This is a genomic window from Jannaschia helgolandensis, assembly GCF_900109285.1.
Classification (GTDB): domain Bacteria; phylum Pseudomonadota; class Alphaproteobacteria; order Rhodobacterales; family Rhodobacteraceae; genus Jannaschia; species Jannaschia helgolandensis.
Map to the genome: position 1 here is coordinate 394,768 of NZ_FNZQ01000001.1, position 17,986 is coordinate 412,753.

At 64.1% G+C, this 17,986-nt stretch carries 16 protein-coding genes; 6 read left to right on the top strand and 10 right to left on the bottom strand.

Annotated elements, in window-relative coordinates; genetic code table 11:
• Nucleotides 1–2: 2 nt before the first annotated feature.
• The 4 genes from BMY38_RS01850 to ilvD form a co-directional block, all read right to left on the bottom strand.
• Nucleotides 3–908 (bottom strand): LysR family transcriptional regulator, encoded by a 906-nt coding sequence (locus BMY38_RS01850; protein ID WP_092759232.1) that lies wholly within the window; start codon nucleotides 906–908, stop codon nucleotides 3–5.
• A gap of 166 nt (nucleotides 909–1,074) precedes the next feature.
• Nucleotides 1,075–1,434: a hypothetical protein gene (locus BMY38_RS01855; protein WP_092759234.1), complete on the bottom strand. Its 360-nt coding sequence runs from the start codon at nucleotides 1,432–1,434 to the stop codon at nucleotides 1,075–1,077.
• Nucleotides 1,435–1,479: 45 nt separating this feature from the next.
• Nucleotides 1,480–2,262, bottom strand: a complete 783-nt coding sequence (locus BMY38_RS01860; RefSeq protein WP_092759235.1) for a DUF6478 family protein — start codon at nucleotides 2,260–2,262, stop codon at nucleotides 1,480–1,482.
• A 13-nt stretch (nucleotides 2,263–2,275) separates the two neighbouring features.
• Nucleotides 2,276–4,039 (bottom strand): dihydroxy-acid dehydratase, encoded by a 1,764-nt coding sequence (gene ilvD, locus BMY38_RS01865; protein WP_092761077.1) that lies wholly within the window; start codon nucleotides 4,037–4,039, stop codon nucleotides 2,276–2,278.
• 213 nt (nucleotides 4,040–4,252) lie between these two features.
• Between ilvD and BMY38_RS01870 the strand changes: the two genes are divergently transcribed.
• From BMY38_RS01870 to BMY38_RS18020, 4 genes are all read left to right on the top strand, one after another.
• Complete coding sequence (locus BMY38_RS01870) at nucleotides 4,253–5,233, top strand: CPBP family intramembrane glutamic endopeptidase (protein ID WP_092759237.1); 981 nt, start codon at nucleotides 4,253–4,255, stop codon at nucleotides 5,231–5,233.
• A 345-nt stretch (nucleotides 5,234–5,578) separates the two neighbouring features.
• A complete protein-coding gene (gene accD, locus BMY38_RS01875) occupies nucleotides 5,579–6,589 on the top strand; it encodes an acetyl-CoA carboxylase, carboxyltransferase subunit beta (RefSeq protein ID WP_092759239.1) in 1,011 nt (336 codons plus the stop codon).
• Nucleotides 6,590–6,621: 32 nt separating this feature from the next.
• Nucleotides 6,622–7,851, top strand: coding sequence for a bifunctional folylpolyglutamate synthase/dihydrofolate synthase (locus BMY38_RS01880; protein WP_092761079.1), 1,230 nt, complete (start codon nucleotides 6,622–6,624; stop codon nucleotides 7,849–7,851).
• 1 nt (nucleotide 7,852) lies between these two features.
• Nucleotides 7,853–8,554: a RidA family protein gene (locus tag BMY38_RS18020; RefSeq protein ID WP_175495736.1), complete on the top strand. Its 702-nt coding sequence runs from the start codon at nucleotides 7,853–7,855 to the stop codon at nucleotides 8,552–8,554.
• Between the two features lie 77 nt (nucleotides 8,555–8,631).
• On the opposite strand, the gene zapE is transcribed toward BMY38_RS18020, so the two are convergent.
• On the bottom strand, nucleotides 8,632–9,681 hold the full coding sequence (zapE, locus tag BMY38_RS01890) for a cell division protein ZapE (protein ID WP_092759241.1): 1,050 nt from the start codon (nucleotides 9,679–9,681) through the stop codon (nucleotides 8,632–8,634).
• Between the two features lie 135 nt (nucleotides 9,682–9,816).
• On the opposite strand from zapE, the gene BMY38_RS01895 reads away from it, so the two are divergent.
• Nucleotides 9,817–11,067, top strand: a complete 1,251-nt coding sequence (locus tag BMY38_RS01895) for an MFS transporter (protein WP_092759243.1) — start codon at nucleotides 9,817–9,819, stop codon at nucleotides 11,065–11,067.
• 59 nt (nucleotides 11,068–11,126) lie between these two features.
• Complete coding sequence (gene ggt, locus BMY38_RS01900) at nucleotides 11,127–12,866, top strand: gamma-glutamyltransferase (RefSeq protein ID WP_092759245.1); 1,740 nt, start codon at nucleotides 11,127–11,129, stop codon at nucleotides 12,864–12,866.
• 39 nt (nucleotides 12,867–12,905) lie between these two features.
• Here the strand turns inward: ggt and BMY38_RS01905 are convergent, their stop codons facing one another.
• The 5 genes from BMY38_RS01905 to gpmI form a co-directional block, all read right to left on the bottom strand.
• The gene (locus tag BMY38_RS01905) at nucleotides 12,906–13,388 is read right to left on the bottom strand and encodes a hypothetical protein (protein WP_092759247.1); all 483 of its coding nucleotides are present in this window, start codon (nucleotides 13,386–13,388) and stop codon (nucleotides 12,906–12,908) included.
• Between the two features lie 70 nt (nucleotides 13,389–13,458).
• Nucleotides 13,459–13,947, bottom strand: coding sequence for an RNA pyrophosphohydrolase (locus BMY38_RS01910; protein ID WP_245737471.1), 489 nt, complete (start codon nucleotides 13,945–13,947; stop codon nucleotides 13,459–13,461).
• A 67-nt stretch (nucleotides 13,948–14,014) separates the two neighbouring features.
• On the bottom strand, nucleotides 14,015–15,349 hold the full coding sequence (locus BMY38_RS01915) for a S41 family peptidase (RefSeq protein ID WP_092759249.1): 1,335 nt from the start codon (nucleotides 15,347–15,349) through the stop codon (nucleotides 14,015–14,017).
• 9 nt (nucleotides 15,350–15,358) lie between these two features.
• Entirely contained in the window at nucleotides 15,359–16,459 is a 1,101-nt protein-coding gene (locus BMY38_RS01920) for a murein hydrolase activator EnvC family protein (RefSeq protein WP_092759251.1), read from the bottom strand.
• The gene (gene gpmI, locus BMY38_RS01925) at nucleotides 16,456–17,967 is read right to left on the bottom strand and encodes a 2,3-bisphosphoglycerate-independent phosphoglycerate mutase (RefSeq protein ID WP_092759253.1); all 1,512 of its coding nucleotides are present in this window, start codon (nucleotides 17,965–17,967) and stop codon (nucleotides 16,456–16,458) included. The genes BMY38_RS01920 and gpmI overlap by 4 nt, the downstream gene beginning before the upstream one ends.
• Nucleotides 17,968–17,986 lie beyond the last annotated feature (19 nt).

The window sequence follows — 17,986 nt, forward strand, 5'->3', positions numbered from 1 at the left end:
GGTTACCAGTCGCCCGGCCCGCTGTCGCGGAAGCTGTCGACAAGGAAATCAATGAAGGCGCGAACCTTCGGCTGGGTATAACGGCCCGGCGGATAAACGGCATAGATGCCCTGAGTCTCGGGCGACATCCCCTCGATCGCGGGAACAAGTTTGCCCTCTTTCATTGCCTCGGCATAGAGAAAATCTGGCAAAAACGCGATGCCCAGCCCGTTCACAGCGGCGTTGAGCAGCGACTGCCCGTCGTTCACCGTCAGCCATCCGGCGGACCGGACCTGCCGCTTTTCACCCGACGGCGCGGTCAGCTTCCAGACCGAACCGTTTGCCTGGTTCGAATAATGCAGCAGCTTGTGTTCGTTCAGGTCGTCGATCCGCTGCGGGCGGCCATATTCCTCAAGATATTCCGGCGAGGCGATCATCTGACGATGCGTCTCGGCCAGCTTGCGGGCGCGCAGGCTGCTGTCTTCCAGGTCGCCGATGCGCACTGCCAGATCGAAACCTTCCGAGATCAGCTCGACGTAGCGATTGTCGAGGACCATGTTCACCGTGATATCGGGATATTCATGCAGGAACCCGCCCAATATCGGCGAGAGATGATTCACCCCGAAATCCGTCGCGACAGATACCCGCAGCATTCCCGACGGTGCCGATTGCATGGATGTGACCAGGGCGTCGGCTTCGCCTGCGTCATTCAGAACGCGGCGGGCGCGGTCGTAATAGGCAAGGCCGATTTCGGTCGGCGACACGCGGCGCGTCGTGCGGTTCAGCAGGCGCGCACCAAGGCGCGTTTCCAGCGAAGAGACGTGCTTGGACACCGCCGATTTCGAGATGCCAAGCTTCTTGGCGGCATCGGTAAACCCGCCCTGGTCGACGACAGTGGCGAAGGCTTCCATTTCAGACAGTCGATCCATGCGGCAGCATCCTGGGAGTAATTGAACTTGCTCCTAGAACTGTCATCCGATTGCGGCAGGACAGTGCCACACGTGGGTCAATGCCGGGATCAATTCGGGATTAAAGCGGGGCAGGAAACGCCAAAGCCGCCACATTAACCTATTGTAAACCAAGTATTAACTGAAATCAGCTTTCGTTAATGTGGCGACGGAACGCCGCCTTCAGCACCCGCAGCTCGTCGCGCAGGGCGCCCATCTCGGCGCGAATATCCTCGGGCGCACCCAGACCTGTGACGATAGTGATACTGTCCAGCGCCGTTCCGTCGGGCGCGCGGACCACGACCGTATGAACCCCGTCGGTCAGCAACGCGGTCCCCAGCTCTCCCTCGACGTGATAGCCGCCCTCGGCGGCAGCCGGTGTCAGATGGCCGAGGCTTTCTCCCTCCATCGTCATTTCCAGGGCAGGCGGCTCGCCAGCACCGACAAGCAATCCGCGATAGATCCCCCCGGTGATCGAGGTGCGGTTCAGGATCCAGGTGTCGGACATGGGTCGCGGGCCTTTCTGTCTTGATATCGGCGTGCCGGGAATGGGTCAGATATCGGCGCGCGGACGACGGGTCAGGGTCAGGTCGCGAATTCGCACGCGGCTCATCTCGGGCCTTTCGAAAATCAGATCGATCCACGCATTTTCCAGTTTGGCCGGATTGATCTCGTGGAAGCCAAGGTCGAATTCGGCGATCACCGGGCTTCCCGCACGATCGCCTGGCCGCAACTCGCTGACCAGTTGTTCGGTGTTCGGTCCCTGCCGGATGTTGAGGCGCACGAACATCTCGATCGGACGCTCACTGTCGAACAGGGTCGAAACACCAAGAATGTGAGACCGGCGCAGACTGCGCGCGGCCTCGACCGGCAGGTCCATCGCCAGAGACAGGAACGACCCGCGAAACCCCAGCGCATCCACCGACAGAACGAAGGGTGCCCTGGCGTCGCTATCCGGGGTCCGGGTCTGATGCACGGTAATCTCGGCCAGCGGGCAGTCGTGGAACAGCATCACGCCGTCAGCCAGCCGCGTTCCGCCGACCGCACCCGCGACCGAAGCCGGGTGCATTGCGTGCGCCCAGGGCGAGGGCCGCCAGGCCCAGTCACATTGCGGCGGGCGGTCGATCTGACCGATGATCGCCTGCGCCCCCGCCAGACGCCGATCCGCGACCTGCGCCAGCAGGCGGGCGTGATGCGCGATCTCGCGGGCCTGTGTTGCCAGGCGGGCCAAGGTCACGGCATCCGCCGCCTCACCGTCTTCGGCAGCCTGATGCCAACGGCGCATGGCGCGCCGCGACCGCAGGCTCTCCAGAAGATTGGGAAGGGGAAACACCACGCCGCCCGACCCCTCAGAGGTCCATGTAGACGTGGGCTTCTTCGCTGCCGCCGGGATGCGTGCAGGCCCCGGACTGCGCCGACCCGACCAGTTGCGCATATTTCCAGAGCGCGCCCGATGCATAGATCGTCTTGCGCGGCCCGGCCCAGTCGGCCCGCCGTGTCTCCATCTCGTCGTCGCTCACATTGACCGAAATCGTGCCTTCGATCGCGTTCAGGGTAATGACGTCGCCATCGCGAACAAACGCGATCGGCCCGCCATGCGCGGCCTCAGGCCCGACATGACCGACGCAGAACCCCCGCGTCGCACCCGAAAAACGCCCGTCGGTGATCAGTGCGACCTTTTTGCCCATGCCCTGCCCGGACAGCGCCGCCGTCGTCGCCAGCATCTCGCGCATGCCCGGCCCGCCTGCGGGGCCTTCGTTGCGGATGACGAACACGTCACCTTCTTCGTACTCCCGCGCCTTGACCGCGGCGAACGCGTCTTCCTCGCATTCGAACACCCGCGCCGGGCCGGTGAACAACTGATGCTGCGCTTCCATGCCCGCGACTTTCACGATGGCGCCTTCGGGGGCCAGGTTGCCCATCAGACCGATCACGCCGCCGGTCTTGGTGATCGGCGTTTCGACCGGATAGATGACGCGCCCATCGGCCTCCAACGACACTTCGTCGATCTCCTCGCCGATGCTGCGGCCGGTGACGGTGATGCAATCCTCGTGGATCAGACCGGCCTTGCGCAGCTCCTTCATGACGACAGGCACGCCGCCCGCTTCGTAAAGATCCTTGGCGACATAAGCGCCGCCCGGTTTCAGATCGACGAAATACGGCGTGTCGCGGAAGATGTCGCAGACGTCCTGCAGGTTGAAGTCGATCCCCGCCTCGTGCGCGATGGCGGGCAGGTGCAGACCGGCATTGGTCGACCCCCCGGTGCAGGCCACGACCCGCGCCGCGTTTTCCAGCGACTTACGGGTCACGATGTCCCGCGCCCGGATATTCTTTTCGATCAGATTCATGACGGCCACGCCCGAGGCGATGCAGTATTGGTCGCGGCTCTCGTACGGGGCGGGCGCGCCCGACGAATTGGGCAGCGCCAGACCGATGGCCTCGGACACGCAGGCCATGGTGTTGGCCGTGAACTGTCCACCACAGGCACCCGCCGAAGGGCAGGCGACCCGCTCCAGAATTTCCAGCGCCGCATCGCTCAGATCACCGGCCTGATGCCGACCCACAGCCTCGAACATGTCTTGCACGGTCAGATCCCGACCCGCATATTCGGCAGGAACGTCCGACCCGGCGGGCACCCGACCCGGCAGGATCGACCCGCCATAGATAAAGACCGACGGCGTGTTCAGCCGCACCATCGCCATCATCATCCCCGGCAGCGATTTGTCGCAGCCCGCCAGACCGACGATGGCATCGTAGCAATGCCCCCGCATCGTCAGCTCGACCGTGTCGGCAATCGCCTCCCGGGATGCCAGCGACGACCGCATCCCCTCGTGTCCCATGGCGATGCCGTCGGTGACGGTGATCGTGGTGAATTCGCGCGGCGTGCCATGCGCTTCCTTGACGCCCAGCTTCACCGATTGTGCCTGACGGTTCAGCGCAATGTTGCAGGGCGCCGCCTCGTTCCAGCAGGTCGCGACCCCGACGAAGGGCTGATGAATATCCTCGTCGCCCATCCCCATGGCATAGAAATACGACCGGTGCGGCGCGCGCGACGGGCCCTCCGTGACGTGGCGGCTGGGCAGATTGGTCTTGTCGGTGGGGGTCTTCGTCATCTTGGTCGTCTCCATGTCCCTTTGCGCATGGGATAGACCCGGCATGCCGGTGGGACAAGCGGGCTTGTCCCGACGCGCCGCGCTGCCTGCAGCGAAACAAGACGGTCGCCAAGGGCACATGGCCAGTTGTCCAGACCTCCCTGCGCGTCTAGGCTTGGGAAAATAACCCGGCAAACGGGAGACCATAGGCAGACATTCCAGAGGGCATCAGGCATGTGGACCCCCCGTTTCGAGCGTTTCGTGGCTCCGGCTCGTGCCAGACCGCAACTCTGGCGACTGATCCTCGGGGTCTTGCTGATCGGCGCGATCATGTTCCTCGCCTTTATCATCGTCTCCATCGGGTTGCGGGCCGTGTTCGGCCAGGCCGAGGCGAACGCCTATCTGTCATCGCTCTCGACCGGCGGGACGCCAACGCTGGTGGTGATGATGCTTGCGATGTTCATCTGGCCACTGCTGGGCGCGATCGTCGTCGTGCGCATGCTGCACCGGCGCTCCGTCACGACGGTGTTCGGCCCCGGCCTCCTGCGCGATTTCTTCATCGCCGCCGCAATTGCCACGCTGGTCTTCGTCGGCGCGACGCTGGTTCTGCCGATGCCGTTCGACCCGGTGCCGAACGTCCCGATGTCGCTGTTCCTCAGCTTCCTACCGCTCGCCGTGATCGCGATCGGCATCCAGACCTTCGCCGAGGAGGTGGTCTTCCGTGGCTACATGCAACAGCAACTCGCCGCGCGGTTCCGCAATCCGCTGATCTGGATGCTGATCCCCGCGGTGTTTTTCGGAAGTCTGCATTCCGATCCGTTCGGTGGGGTCGACAAGCTCTGGCTGATGCTGCCGCCGACGCTGTTTGGCCTGATCGCCGCCGACCTGACCCGCGTGACCGGATCCATCGGGGCCGGCTGGGGGCTGCATTTCACGAACAACGCCTCGGCCATTCTGATCCTGTCGCTGGATGGCAACCTGTCGGGCCTTGCCCTCTATCGTACACCCTTCGGCGTCGAGGCGCTGTCGCTGTCCAACCCGCTGGTCTGGCAGGAGATGCTGATCACGGTCATCGTCTGGGCCAGCATCCGGCTCTGGCTGGCGCGGGGCGGGGCGATTTCGGGGGGCGGCACGTCGGGCGGCAATCGGGACGACAGTCAGGATGCCGGTCAGGATGCCGATCGCAGCCGCGAAAACTCGCCCGGTCCGGGATGACGGACGCCTGAGTCGGCATATCGAAACGCGGGCTGGAGTGTGTCCGGGACGTTCCGCCCCGTCCTTGCGGAACACCCATGTGCCGCTCCGTCTCGCCAGCCTGATCTCGTTCAATTTCATTCATTCGGCGCACGGATGCAGTCGTCCGTGCTGCCGGATACCGACAAAGATGGCCTGCTCCGCTGCCCCCGCGCCGACTGAGGACAAAGGCCTGAAAACAAAGGCTGCAGCGCAGTCCGATGCGCAGTTCGACCGGCCTGACCTCCCACCCTCCGCCCCTCCGGCGCGAATTGCATTCCGCGCCTGCCGTCGCTATCTCCGGCGGGACCACGCGGGGAATACGCCATGAACTGGATCTCGAACTACGTCCGTCCCAAGATCAACTCGCTGTTCTCACGGCGCGAGGTGCCCGAAAACCTGTGGACCAAGTGCGACCAATGCGGGACCATGCTGTTCCACCGCGAACTCAAGGACAACCTTAACGTCTGCACGAACTGCGACCATCATATGTACATATCGCCGCGCGACCGCTTCGCGGCGATGTTCGACGGTGGCGTCTTTGTCGAAGTGTCGGTGCCCCATCCTATCGAAGACCCCCTCAAGTTTCGCGACCAGAAGCGGTATCCCGACCGCCTAAAGGCCGCGCAGAAAGCCGCGAACGAAGCCGAGGCGATGCTGGTCGCCGAAGGCGAAATCCACCGCACCCCGGTCGTCATGGCGGCACAGGACTTCGGCTTCATGGCCGGGTCGATGGGCATGTATGTCGGCAATGCAATCATCGCCGCCGCCGAACGCGCCGTTGCCCTGCAGCGTCCGCTGATCCTGTTTTCCGCCGCCGGGGGGGCGCGCATGCAGGAAGGCATCCTGTCGCTGATGCAGATGCCCCGCACCACCGTCGCCGTGGAAATGCTCAAGGAAGCGGGCCTGCCCTATATCGTCGTCCTGACCCATCCGACCACGGGCGGCGTCACCGCCAGCTATGCGATGCTGGGCGACGTTCACATCGCCGAACCGAATGCCCTGATCTGTTTCGCCGGTCCCCGCGTCATAGAACAGACCATCCGCGAGACCCTGCCCGAAGGGTTCCAGCGCGCCGAATACCTGCTGGATCACGGCATGCTGGATCGCGTGACCCCGCGCGGCAAGCTCAAGGGCGAACTTGCCACGATCCTGCGGATGCTGACCGGCCAGAGCCCTATCGTCCACGGCGACCTGCCTGCCCCCGACACCATCGCTCCGCCGGCCGAAATCGCCGAGCCCGCGGCACCCGCCCCGGCCACTGAGAAGGCCGCCGCCGAAAACACCTCCGGCAAGCAGGCCCGGAAGGTCGAGGCCAAAAAGGCCGAGGCCCGGTGAACGACGGCTCCGATGTCGTCCTTGAACGGCTGATGACCCTGCACCCCAAGGTCATCGACCTCGTTCTCGACCGGGTGCATCGCCTGCTCTCCGCCCTCGATCATCCCGAACGCCGCATTCCGCCCGTGATCCACATCGCGGGCACGAACGGCAAGGGTTCGACCCAGGCGATGATTCGCGCCGGGCTGGAAGCTGCGGGGGATGTCGTCCATGCCTATACCTCGCCGCATCTGGCCCGCTTTCACGAACGTATCCGCGTCGCGGGCGCATTGATCGAAGAAGACGATTTGGCTCGACTGCTTGCGGAATGTGAAGCTGCCAACGGCGGCGAACAGATTACCTTCTTCGAGATCACGACCTGCGCCGCTTTCCTTGCCTTCGCTCGCACTTCCGCCGACTGGACCCTGTTGGAGGTCGGCCTCGGCGGGCGTCTGGATGCGACGAACGTGATCCATCCGGCGCTGACCGTCATCACCCCGATTTCAATGGATCACGAGGCCTTTCTGGGCGACACGATCGAGGCTATTGCAGGCGAAAAGGCGGGTATTCTGAAATCCGGCGTTCCCTGCATCGTCGGTCCGCAGGACGAACGGGCGCTGGAGGTCATCGAATACCGCGCCGCCCGTCTGAACGCCCCGCTGCACGTTCAGGGTCAGCACTGGCACGTCATCGAAGAAGACGGCCACCTGATCTTTCAGGACGAGGACGGGCTTATGGACCTGCCCCTGCCCCGCCTGATCGGGCGTCATCAGGTCGACAACGCGGGCATGGCCATAGCCGCCCTGCGCGCCCTGAAACGCACCGCCGGTGCCGATGCCGCAATGACCGACGCGGACTGGCCCGCCCGGATGCAGCGCCTGCGCACCGGCCCGCTGGTCGACGCAGCGGGCGACGCCGATCTCTGGCTCGACGGCGGCCATAACCCCGCCGCGGGCCACGCGCTCGCCGAAGCCCTGACCCGCCTGCCGCCCCGCCCCCTGCACCTGATCTGCGGCATGCTGAACACCAAGGACGCGACCGGCTACATGACTCCGCTCGCCCCCCTTGCCAAACATCTTCATGCTGTTTCCATCCCCGGCGAGGCGAATACCCTGCCCGCCGCCGACACAGCCGCTGCCGCCAAACGCGCGGGGATACCTGCCAGCACTGCCCTTTCGGTCGCGAACGCCATCGCCACGATCAAGGCGACCACCCCTGACGCCCGCATCCTGATCTGCGGCTCACTCTACCTTGCGGGAAACGTCCTGCGCGAGAACGGCTGACGTGGCCCGCGGCGTCTTCCCGCCGGGGTCGGAAGCCGCGGCCAATGCCCTCGCCCTGTCGCCCGCCATTGCGTCGCACAGCCACCTTTTCCTGATCGGTCTGACCGGCAGCGCGCCCGACGGCACCCCGTCCGCCGACCCGGAAACCCAGTTCCGCGCCGCCTTCGACAAGATCGCCGCAACCCTCGCCGCCCTGATCCTCTCGGCCCTCGCAGCCCCCGCCAGCGCCGCGACCTACGGGTTCTGCTGGCAGGGCGCGAACGACTACCGGATCGAAGGGTATATCTCCTATCCCGACACTGCCGAAGGCCGGATCGTGACGGAAAATACCATCACCGGCTTCGGCATCACCGGTTGGCGCGGCGACACCTACCTGGGCCGCTGGTCGATGAAGGACCTCACGCCCGACACCTCCTGGACGCTGCGCTTCGACACCCGCACACTGTCCTTCCCGATGGGCGGCTATATCGAGAACGGCACCTATCAGGAATGGAACGCGAACGGTTTCGCCAACGACTGCGGCATCCCCGGCTTCGGTTTCAACGGCGGCAACCGGGCGCAGGACATCTGCGTGGACGGCGTGTTCATCGAAGAATCCGGAGTCGCCCCCGATACACCGCTTTCGATCTCGCCCAATGCCGAAGATCCCTGTGGCCCGGTACCGATGTCGTCGCTGTCAATCTTGGGCCGCATTTTCGGCTGACGGCCGGATATCATCCCCGACGTCCGACGCGGATCACCCGTGGATCACCCGCGCATCATATCCAGGGTTCGCACAAGTTATTCTTGACCCGCGCCCCAATCCGCCGCCTGCATTTCCCGCAATCGGCTGGCCGTTCGTTCGAACTCGAACACGTCTCCGGGCGACAGATCCTCGGGTTCCGCTTCCGCCGACATGATCAATCTGACACGGGCCTCATACAGCGCATCGATCAGCGTGACGAACCGCCGCGCCTCGTTGCCGTGAGCCCGGCTCAACTTCGGCACATTCGTCAGGATCAGGACCCGAACGGCCCGCGCCAAAGCCAGGTAATCCGCCGCGCCCAGAGGCTTGCCACACAGGTCCGCGAACGACGCCCGCGCCACGCCGGACCGGAAATCCTCCAGCCGCAGGTCGCGCCCCTTCACCCGGAGTGTCAGGCCTTCCGACACGCCATCGGTCAGCCGCTCCCAGACCTCATCCAATGCGCCGCCGCCGATGAAATACGTCTGCTCATCGCCCAGTCTGTCCTGCCGATAATCGCGCGCGGCGACCAACTCATGAACGATCATCCGTTCCTTCACCATATTGATAAACGGCACGAAAAGTGCCCGGTTTAGCCCGTTTTCATAAAGATCGTCCGGCACCCGGTTCGACGTCGTGACCACATGCACACCTGCAGCGAAAAGCTTCTCGAACAGGCGGCCTACGATCATGGCGTCGGTGATGTCTGTGATCTGCATCTCGTCGAAACACAGCACGCGCGTCTGGGCGATCACCGACCGCGCGAAGGGCTCCAGCGCGTCACGCGTCTCGGCGGCGCGGGCCTCGTGCATCGCCTCGTGCGCTTCCTGCATGAAGGCGTGGAAATGCACCCGCCGCGACGGCACCGGCGAGGCTTCGTGGAACAGGTCCATCAGCATCGATTTGCCGCGCCCGACTCCGCCCCAAAGATAGACGCCCATCGGCCCCTCGGCGGGCTGTGTCCCGAACCCGAGAAAGCCCTTCTTTACCGGCGCAGCCAGTTTCGTGCGGATCTTTTCCAACGGCACCAGCGCCGCTTCCTGCGCGGGGTCGGCGGTCAGACAGCCCTCGGCCACGCGGGCCGCATAGAGTTCGGTCAGGGTCATACGCCGGTCTAGCCTTGCGATGAACGGTTCCTCAACCGTTCGAACCGATAAATGCTGTGCAGCATCAGGAATTTTCATAGTCGCATCAGAACATCTGAATTGACCAAATCGATCAATCCGTAAAAACCTCTTCGGATGACCGCCCGCACCCTTCCTGTTGTTAACCGTTTGTTAACCCCTGTCCTGATTTCGGGCTGTATCATCCTGATGGTCGGTTTCTCGATCCGCGCCAGCTTCGGCGTGTTCCAGCTTCCCATTGCCAACGAATTCGGCTGGCCAAGGGCGGAGTTCTCGCTCGCCATCGCCATCCAGAACCTTGCCTGGGGTATCGGCCAGCCGATCTTCGGTGCGATTGCCGACAGGTTCGGCGACCGCAAGGCCATCGTGATGGGCGTGATCTGCTATGCCGCCGGTCTGGTCCTGTCGTCCTTCGCAACCACACCCGGTGCGCACCAACTGCTGGAAATCCTTGTCGGGTTCGGCATCGCGGGCATGGGCTTCGGCGTCATCCTCGCCGTCGTCGGCCGCGCCGCATCGGACGAAAACCGCTCCATGACGCTGGGCATCGCGACCGCCGCAGGCAGCTTGGGTCAGGTGTTCGGCGCACCCGCCGCCGAATTTCTTCTGGGTTTCTATTCGTGGCAGGAGGTATTCCTGATCTTCGCCGGCATCGTCGGCCTTGCCCTCTTCGCCCTGCCGATGATGCGCGCGCCCGTGGCCACCAAGGCCGAGCTGGAGGAGACCTTCTCAGAGATACTGGGCAAGGCTTTCCGCGATCCGTCCTATGGCCTGATCTTCGTGGGCTTCTTCTCCTGCGGCTACCAACTGGCCTTCGTGACCGCGCATTTCCCGGCCCTGGTGACCGAGATGAGCGGCCCCATCCTTCCCGGATCGATCCTTCACACCATGGGTATCACCACGACCGCTGCCCTGGGCGCGGTGTCGATTTCGCTCATCGGACTGGCCAATATCGCGGGCACGCTCTACGCGGGCTACCTCGGCAAGCGGTATTCCCGCAAATACCTGCTGGCGGGCATCTACATGGGCCGCACCCTCATCGCCGCCGCTTTCATCGCCTTCCCGATCACGCCCCTTACGGTAGTCACCTTTTCCATCGGCATGGGGTCACTCTGGCTGGCGACGGTGCCCCTGACTAGCGGCCTCGTCGCCCATATTTACGGGCTGCGCTACATGGGCACGCTCTATGGGCTGGTGTTCTTCTCGCATCAATTGGGCAGCTTTCTCGGCGTCTGGCTGGGCGGCACACTTTACGATTCGACCGGCAGCTATGTGACGGTCTGGTGGATCGGCGTGGGCGTCGGATTGTTGTCGGCAATCGTGCATCTGCCAATTCGCGAAGTGCCGCTGAAACTGCGCGAAGTCTGAAGACTTGCCCTTGCGGCAAGACGCGTCATTCTGTCCCCATCATCGAGAGGAGAGAACAGATGCGTATTGCCCTGACACTTTCGTTTTTACTGGCGCTTCCAGCCTATGCACAGACCGCCACCGAGGCCGTCGCCCCCGAAGGCGCAACCGGCCTCGCGACCGAAGCTACGGCCCCCGTAACATCCGACACGTGGATGGTCGCCGCAGCTAATCCGTTGGCGGTTGAGGCGGGGGCCGACGTACTGCGCGCCGGCGGGTCCGCCGCCGATGCGATGATTGCCGTGCAGGCCGTTCTGGGTCTGGTGGAGCCTCAGTCCTCCGGCCTTGGCGGGGGCGCTTTCCTCGTCTGGTACGATGCCGCGAGCGGTGAAATCACCACACTGGACGGGCGCGAAACCGCGCCGATGGCAGCGACCCCGACCCTGTTCCAGGATGAAACCGGCGCGCCGCTGGGCTTCTTCGATGCCGTCGTCGGCGGCTTGTCCGTCGGCACACCCGGCACACCCATGCTGCTGGAGGAAGCGCACCGCCGCTGGGGCACGGCCAACTGGTCCGGTCTGTTCGATGCGGCGATCACACTGGCGGACGAAGGATTTCCAACCTCCCTCCGCCTTGCGATGCTTGTAGCGGAAGACGCTGAACGACTGGCTACATCTGAAGCGACAGCGGCCTATTTCCTGCCGAACGGTCAACCTCTGCAAAAGGGCGAGACCCTGCGCAACCCGGCCTATGCCGATACCCTGCGTGCCATGGCAGCGGATGGTGCAGCGGCGTTCTATTCCGGTGAGATCGCCGAAGGGATCGTCGCCGCCGTACGTGATGCGGCGCTGCCCGGCTTGCTCTCGCTGGATGATCTGAGCGCGTATCAGGTGAAGGAACGCGATGCCGTTTGCGCACCCTATCGCGGGGCCGAAGTCTGCGGCATGGGGCCACCGTCATCGGGCGGCCTGACGGTCGGTCAGATCCTAGGAATGCTGGAGCCCTATGACATCGCCGCCATGGGCCCCGATTCGGCTGAAGCCTGGCGGCTGATCGGCGATGCCTCGCGCCTCGCTTTTGCGGATCGCGGTCGCTACATGGCCGACAGCGATTTCGTTCCCGTTCCGACAGCCGGTCTGCTGAACCCGGCCTATCTGGCCGAGCGCGCCACGTTGCTGCAAGGCGATGACAGCCTGCCTGAAGTCAGCGCAGGCACTCCGCCATGGGATCACGCCATGCTGCTGGCGGATGATCGCAGCATCGAACTGCCCTCGACCTCGCAGATCTCGATTGTCGATGCGGCAGGCAATGCGCTCTCGATGACCACTACCATCGAGAACGGTTTCGGCAGTCGCGTCATGGCTCCTGGCGGCTTCCTTCTCAACAACGAGTTGACCGACTTCAGCTTCGCCACCCAGGACGACGGCGTGCCAATCGCCAACCGTGTGGAACCGGGCAAACGCCCCCGGTCCTCGATGGCACCGACCATCGTGCTGCGCGACGGCGCACCGATTCTGGTCGTCGGATCGCCTGGTGGCAGCCGCATCATCGGTTATGTCGCCAAGACCATCGTGGCGTATATGGACTGGGGCATGGATGTGCAGGCGGCCGTCGCAATGCCGCATCTGGTCAACCGCTTCGGAACCTACGACGTTGAGGCGGGAACCAGTGCCGAAGGCCTGACCGAACCGCTGACCGCACTGGGGTACGAGGTGAATGCCCGCGACCTGAACTCCGGGTTACACGCGATTGCACTGGACGAGAACGGTCTGAGCGGCGGGGCGGACCCGCGCCGCGAAGGCATCGCCATCGGGGAGTGACGACGCCGGGACGCGGGCGGAAACCCGCGCCCCGGAGGATCAGTCGACCGGAACTTCGCAATTGCCCGTCAGGCAGGCCTCGGCGTCTGTTACCACCGCGGGCGTGGCCTTCAGAGCGAACAGGGGACACGGACCTTCGACCAATACGTTCTCACCGTCGCGCCGTTCGACGAAGACCAGCATCCGGTCAAGCGGCACGCCCCCGCACCACGCCCCGATGCAACCTACTTCGACTGTCAACGGAAAGCTGGCGTCCTGGTCGAAACCAGTCGCGCTGGCCAGTTTTCCGTCGAACCGAGTCTTGACGGAATAGCCCTGGCGATTGTTCGGATCATCTCCGGTGGAAGGCACCGTTTCGCCCGGCAGCAATTGTATCCGCCCCACGGCCATGACGTACTGCGCCTCCGACGCGTCGGCCTGTTTGAAGCTGCCCTGAACCGTAGGGGTAATACAGGACAGGGCCGAGGCTTCACTGGCGATGGCGGTCGACATCAGGGCGGCGGCGAAAAGGAGTCTGGTCATGTTCGGTCTCCGGGGAAATAACGTCTGATCGAAGGATGAGAGCGGTATGGGCGATAGGCAATAACGCCGACTATAACAGGCCGAACCTGGCCAAAACATGAGCATAGAGATCGCGCTTGAACGGCACGATCGAAGTCAGGACATCGGCGGCGGGCATCCACTGCCACCGCTTGAATTCGCGTTCGTGATAATCAAGGTCCACCGCATCGTCCGGTCCCGCGTAGGACATGCGGAACCAGTGCTGCGTTTGCCCGCGATACTGCCCCTTCCAGAGTTTGGGGACCAGATCGAGCGGCAGGTCATAGGGCAGCGGATCGCTCAATTCGTCGATCACCCGCACGGCATCGGGTGCGATGCCCGTCTCTTCCCGCAATTCGCGCAGGGCGGCGGCGCGGGGGGCTTCGCCGCTGTCGATCCCGCCCTGCGGCATCTGCCAGGCACCCGGATAATCCAGCCGCTCCCCGACCCAGATCAGGTCATCCGGATTGGTCAGACAGACACCGGCACAGGGGCGATAGGGCAGTTTCGCGATGTCGTCAGAGGTCAGGCGAGGCGTCATGTTACGGGTCCTTGCGAAAAAGGGGCGACCAGACAGCCGCCCCCTTGTTGATCTGCCGACTATTGAATCAGCGCGCTTCGATGGCGGTCAGGCCCTTCAGGATGTCGATGGCATAGGCCATCTGGTAATCTTCCTCGCGCAGTTTCGCGGCCTCCTCTGCGGCGACCTGTTCCTTGCGGATCTGCTCCTGCTCGTCATCGGAGAGACTGTCGTTGGACAACGATCCGCGCAGACTCGATTCAGTGCGGGTCGGACGGGCGGTTTCGTCGGCGGTCTCCTCCGGGGTGGCCGGGTCACGGCGCGGCTGGACGACCACGATATCGGGCGAAATGCCCAATGCCTGGATCGACCGGCCTGACGGCGTGTAATACCGCGCCGTGGTCAACCGGATCGCGCCATCGCCCTGCACCGGCATGATGGTCTGCACCGACCCCTTGCCGAAGGACTTGGTGCCGACGACCACGGCACGACGATGATCCTGCAAGGCACCCGCGACGATTTCGGACGCGCTGGCCGAGCCGCCGTTGATCAGCACGACCATCGGCAGGCCGTCTATGATATCGCCCGGCTTGGCGTTGAAGCGGTCGCCACCCGCGCTTTCCCGCGACCGGGTCGAGACGATTTCGCCCTGCTCCAGGAAGGCATCCGCCAGATCGACGCCCGCCGTCAGCAGGCCACCGGGGTTGTTGCGCAGGTCGAGGATGATGCCGTTCACGTTCTCGATGCCGCCCATCTCCTCGACCGTCGTCTCGAACCCGTCGATGACATTCGGCAGGGTCTGGTCGTTGAAGGTCGAGGCGCGGATGATGACGGTATCGCCTTCCTTGCGGACCTTTGCGGCCGTCAGCTTGATGGTATCGCGGGTGATGGTGATGTCGATGGGTTCTTCCAGACCGTCCCGCACGATGGTCACCACGATGTCGGACCCGACCGGGCCGCGCATCAGGTCGACTGCCTCTTCCAGGGTGAATCCCAGGATATTCTCGCCGTCGACGGCGGTGATGAAATCGCCTGCCTCAATGCCCGCTTCGAAGGCAGGTGTGCCGTCCATCGGCGTAATGACCTTGACGTAGCCCTCCTCCTGCGTGACCTCGATCCCAAGGCCGCCGAATTCACCTCGCGTATCGGCCTGCATATCCTCGAAGTCGCGCGGCGGCAGATAGGAGCTATGCGGGTCGAGCGAGGTCAGCATGCCGTTGATCGCCGCCTCGATCAGCTCGCCTTCGTCTACCTCCTCGACGTACTGGTTGCGGATGCGTTCGAACACGATTCCGAAAAGGTCGAGCTGTTCATATACGGTGGCCTTTTCGGCCTCCTGCGCCAGAAGCGGACCGGCTATCTGCGTTGTGGCCAGGATACCTGCCAGAACGCCGCTTCCTGCGGCCATTGCGAACTTGTTCATGTCGTTTCCCTAATCGGTGGCGAACCAGGTCGCCGGATCTGTGGGCATACCGCCCTGTCTGACTTCGATATAAAGCGTTTCGGAGCGCGATGCGCCACCGCCCGCAACGGAATCTTGAAGGAAATCCGCATTTCCCGGCGATCCGCCGCCCATCAGCCCCAAGGGCGCCCCCTGCGTCACGATCTCTGAGAGACGAGCGTAGACCCGTGACAGCCCGGCGAAAACCAGCAACGTGCCGGGTCGGGGCTCCAGAATGATCACGTTGCCGTAATCCAGCAACGGCCCGGCATAGCGCACAGTGCCAGAAGCAGGCGCCGTAACGATGGCCGCAGGGTCGGTCGCCAGTACCAGTCCGGGGCGTGCGATGCCCGCGGCATCCGGTTCGCCGGCTGCGCGGAGCAGGCGACCGGCAACCGGGAGAGGCAACGGCAGCGACAGATCTGCCACCGTTTCCACGGGTGGCAGCACGCCCAGACCTTCGGAAAAGGCCTCCAGTGTGTCGATACGCCCCAGAAGCGCGGCAATGCGGGCCGCATCCTCGGCCATGCGGGGCGGGGGATCGGTACGATCGGCGATTGCCTCCGACAGGGCGACACGCGCGTCTTGAACGCCGCCCAGCCCCTGGACCAGGCTGTCGGCGGCGCTCTGCTCCAGCGCGCGCAGATCGCGCAGGTCGGACAGGTCGCGGCGCAGCGCTTCTGCGCGGGCTGTCAGCGCGGGGACAAAATCGCTCAGGATCATGGACGACCGCGCCGTGCCCAGCGGACCTGACGGGTGCAGCAGAAGAAGCGGCCCCGGTTCGCGTTCCATCGACTGCAGCGTGGCGATCAGATGCGCCACCTCGGCCTCGCGGGCCCGCAGGTCTGCGGTCAGCGCGCGTTCGCGGATCGCCACCTGGCGCAACCCGTCGCGCAGGGCCGACAACCCGCCCTCATAGGCCCTGATCACGGCGGTCAGGGCCTCGACCCGGTCGCGCGCGGTCAGCGCCTGCTCCAGTCCGATGGCCGCTTCGGTCAACTGCGCCGCCGCCTGCCGTGCGGTATCGGCTGCGGTCTGCGCCTGAACCGGCCCCGCAACCAGCAGCAAAAGAAGAAGGACGCGCGAAATCATTCCAGCAGGTTTTTGCCGGTCATTTCCTCCGGCGGCTCGATCCCCATCAACGCCAGTAGCGTCGGGGCCAGATCGCCCAGCTTGCCATCGCGCAGCAGTGTGCCATCTGGGCCACCGTACAGGATTACAGGAACCGGATTCATTGTGTGGGCAGTATGACGCTCGCCGGTGATGGCATCAATCATGGTTTCGCAATTGCCATGGTCTGCACAGACGATCATCGCGCCATCAGTGCCGTCCAGCGCCTCCAGCACGCGACCAAGTCCCCGGTCCACTGCCTCACAAGCTTTTGTCGCTGCATCCAGATCGCCGGTGTGACCCACCATGTCCGGATTGGCATAATTCACGACGATCAGATCGTAGCCCTTTTCGATGGCAGCCACGAAATGGTCCGTGACCTCGACCGACGACATCTCGGGTTGCAGATCATAGGTGGCGACATCCGGCGATTTGGGCATGAAGCGATCCTCGCCCTTCTCCGGCGCCTCGATCCCGCCGTTCAGGAAGAAGGTGACATGCGGGTATTTTTCGGTTTCGGCCAGATGGAACTGCGTCTTGCCCTTGCTGGAAACCCAATGTCCCAGCGTGTTCGACACCGTCTGCTTGGGAAACACCGTCGTCATGTAGGCGTCATGCCCCTCGGAATAATTGACCATGCCCAGCAACTGCAGCCTGGGGCGGTTGTTGGTCGTAAAGCCGTCGAAGTCGGGGTCGGCCAGCGCAGACAGGATTTCGCGCACACGGTCGGCACGGAAGTTCAGGCAGAAGACACCATCGCCGTCGTGCATGCCGTCATATCCGTCCAGCGGGGTGGCGCGCAGGAACTCGTCCGTTTCGCCCCGCGCCTTGCCGGCAGCCAGAGCATCGCGCGCGTCTGCGGCGTGATCGCCCTCGGCCCAGACCATCGCGGCCCAGGCCCGCTGCACCCGGTCCCAGCGGTTGTCGCGATCCATCGCGAAATAGCGTCCCGTTATCGTACCGACCGTCGCGCCATCGGGCAGCCCGTCGAGGAGTTGATCAACGAAACCCTCTGCCGATCCAGGTGCCACGTCGCGCCCGTCGGTAATGGCGTGGATGACGACCGGAACACCCGCATCGGAAACCGCATGCGCGGCGGCCAGCAAATGATCGATGTGTCCATGTACGCCGCCGTCCGAGATCACACCCATCAGATGTGCCGTGCCGCCCGAAGCCTTCAGCGAGGCGATCCAACCCGTCAGGGCGGCTTCATCGGAAAAGGTCCCCTCGGCCAGCGCCTTGTTGATCAGGCCGAGGTCCATCCAGACGACGCGGCCTGCGCCGATATTCATGTGACCGACTTCGGAATTGCCCATCTGACCTTCCGGCAGGCCGACGGCAGGGCCGAACGTGGTCAGCCTTGCATGCGGGCAGGTTTCCATAAGACGATCGAAGTTCGGAGTGTGGGCACGGTCGGGCGCGGATTGTTCCGGCCGATCCGAGATGCCCCAGCCGTCGAGAATGCACAGGATGACGGGTTTTCTCTGCATGTGTCTTTCCCTTGTCCGA

What these genes read in the sequence shown, in the direction of transcription:
- BMY38_RS01850 (WP_092759232.1), bottom strand. Translation starts at nt 908, where the DNA reads ATGGATCGACTGTCTGAAATGGAAGCCTTCGCCACTGTCGTCGACCAG.
- BMY38_RS01855 (WP_092759234.1), bottom strand. Translation starts at nt 1,434, where the DNA reads ATGTCCGACACCTGGATCCTGAACCGCACCTCGATCACCGGGGGGATC.
- ilvD (WP_092761077.1), bottom strand. Translation starts at nt 4,039, where the DNA reads ATGACGAAGACCCCCACCGACAAGACCAATCTGCCCAGCCGCCACGTC.
- BMY38_RS01870 (WP_092759237.1), top strand. Translation starts at nt 4,253, where the DNA reads ATGTGGACCCCCCGTTTCGAGCGTTTCGTGGCTCCGGCTCGTGCCAGA.
- accD (WP_092759239.1), top strand. Translation starts at nt 5,579, where the DNA reads ATGAACTGGATCTCGAACTACGTCCGTCCCAAGATCAACTCGCTGTTC.
- BMY38_RS01880 (WP_092761079.1), top strand. Translation starts at nt 6,622, where the DNA reads ATGACCCTGCACCCCAAGGTCATCGACCTCGTTCTCGACCGGGTGCAT.
- zapE (WP_092759241.1), bottom strand. Translation starts at nt 9,681, where the DNA reads ATGACCCTGACCGAACTCTATGCGGCCCGCGTGGCCGAGGGCTGTCTG.
- BMY38_RS01895 (WP_092759243.1), top strand. Translation starts at nt 9,817, where the DNA reads ATGACCGCCCGCACCCTTCCTGTTGTTAACCGTTTGTTAACCCCTGTC.
- ggt (WP_092759245.1), top strand. Translation starts at nt 11,127, where the DNA reads ATGCGTATTGCCCTGACACTTTCGTTTTTACTGGCGCTTCCAGCCTAT.
- BMY38_RS01905 (WP_092759247.1), bottom strand. Translation starts at nt 13,388, where the DNA reads ATGACCAGACTCCTTTTCGCCGCCGCCCTGATGTCGACCGCCATCGCC.
- BMY38_RS01910 (WP_245737471.1), bottom strand. Translation starts at nt 13,947, where the DNA reads ATGACGCCTCGCCTGACCTCTGACGACATCGCGAAACTGCCCTATCGC.
- BMY38_RS01915 (WP_092759249.1), bottom strand. Translation starts at nt 15,349, where the DNA reads ATGAACAAGTTCGCAATGGCCGCAGGAAGCGGCGTTCTGGCAGGTATC.
- BMY38_RS01920 (WP_092759251.1), bottom strand. Translation starts at nt 16,459, where the DNA reads ATGATTTCGCGCGTCCTTCTTCTTTTGCTGCTGGTTGCGGGGCCGGTT.
- gpmI (WP_092759253.1), bottom strand. Translation starts at nt 17,967, where the DNA reads ATGCAGAGAAAACCCGTCATCCTGTGCATTCTCGACGGCTGGGGCATC.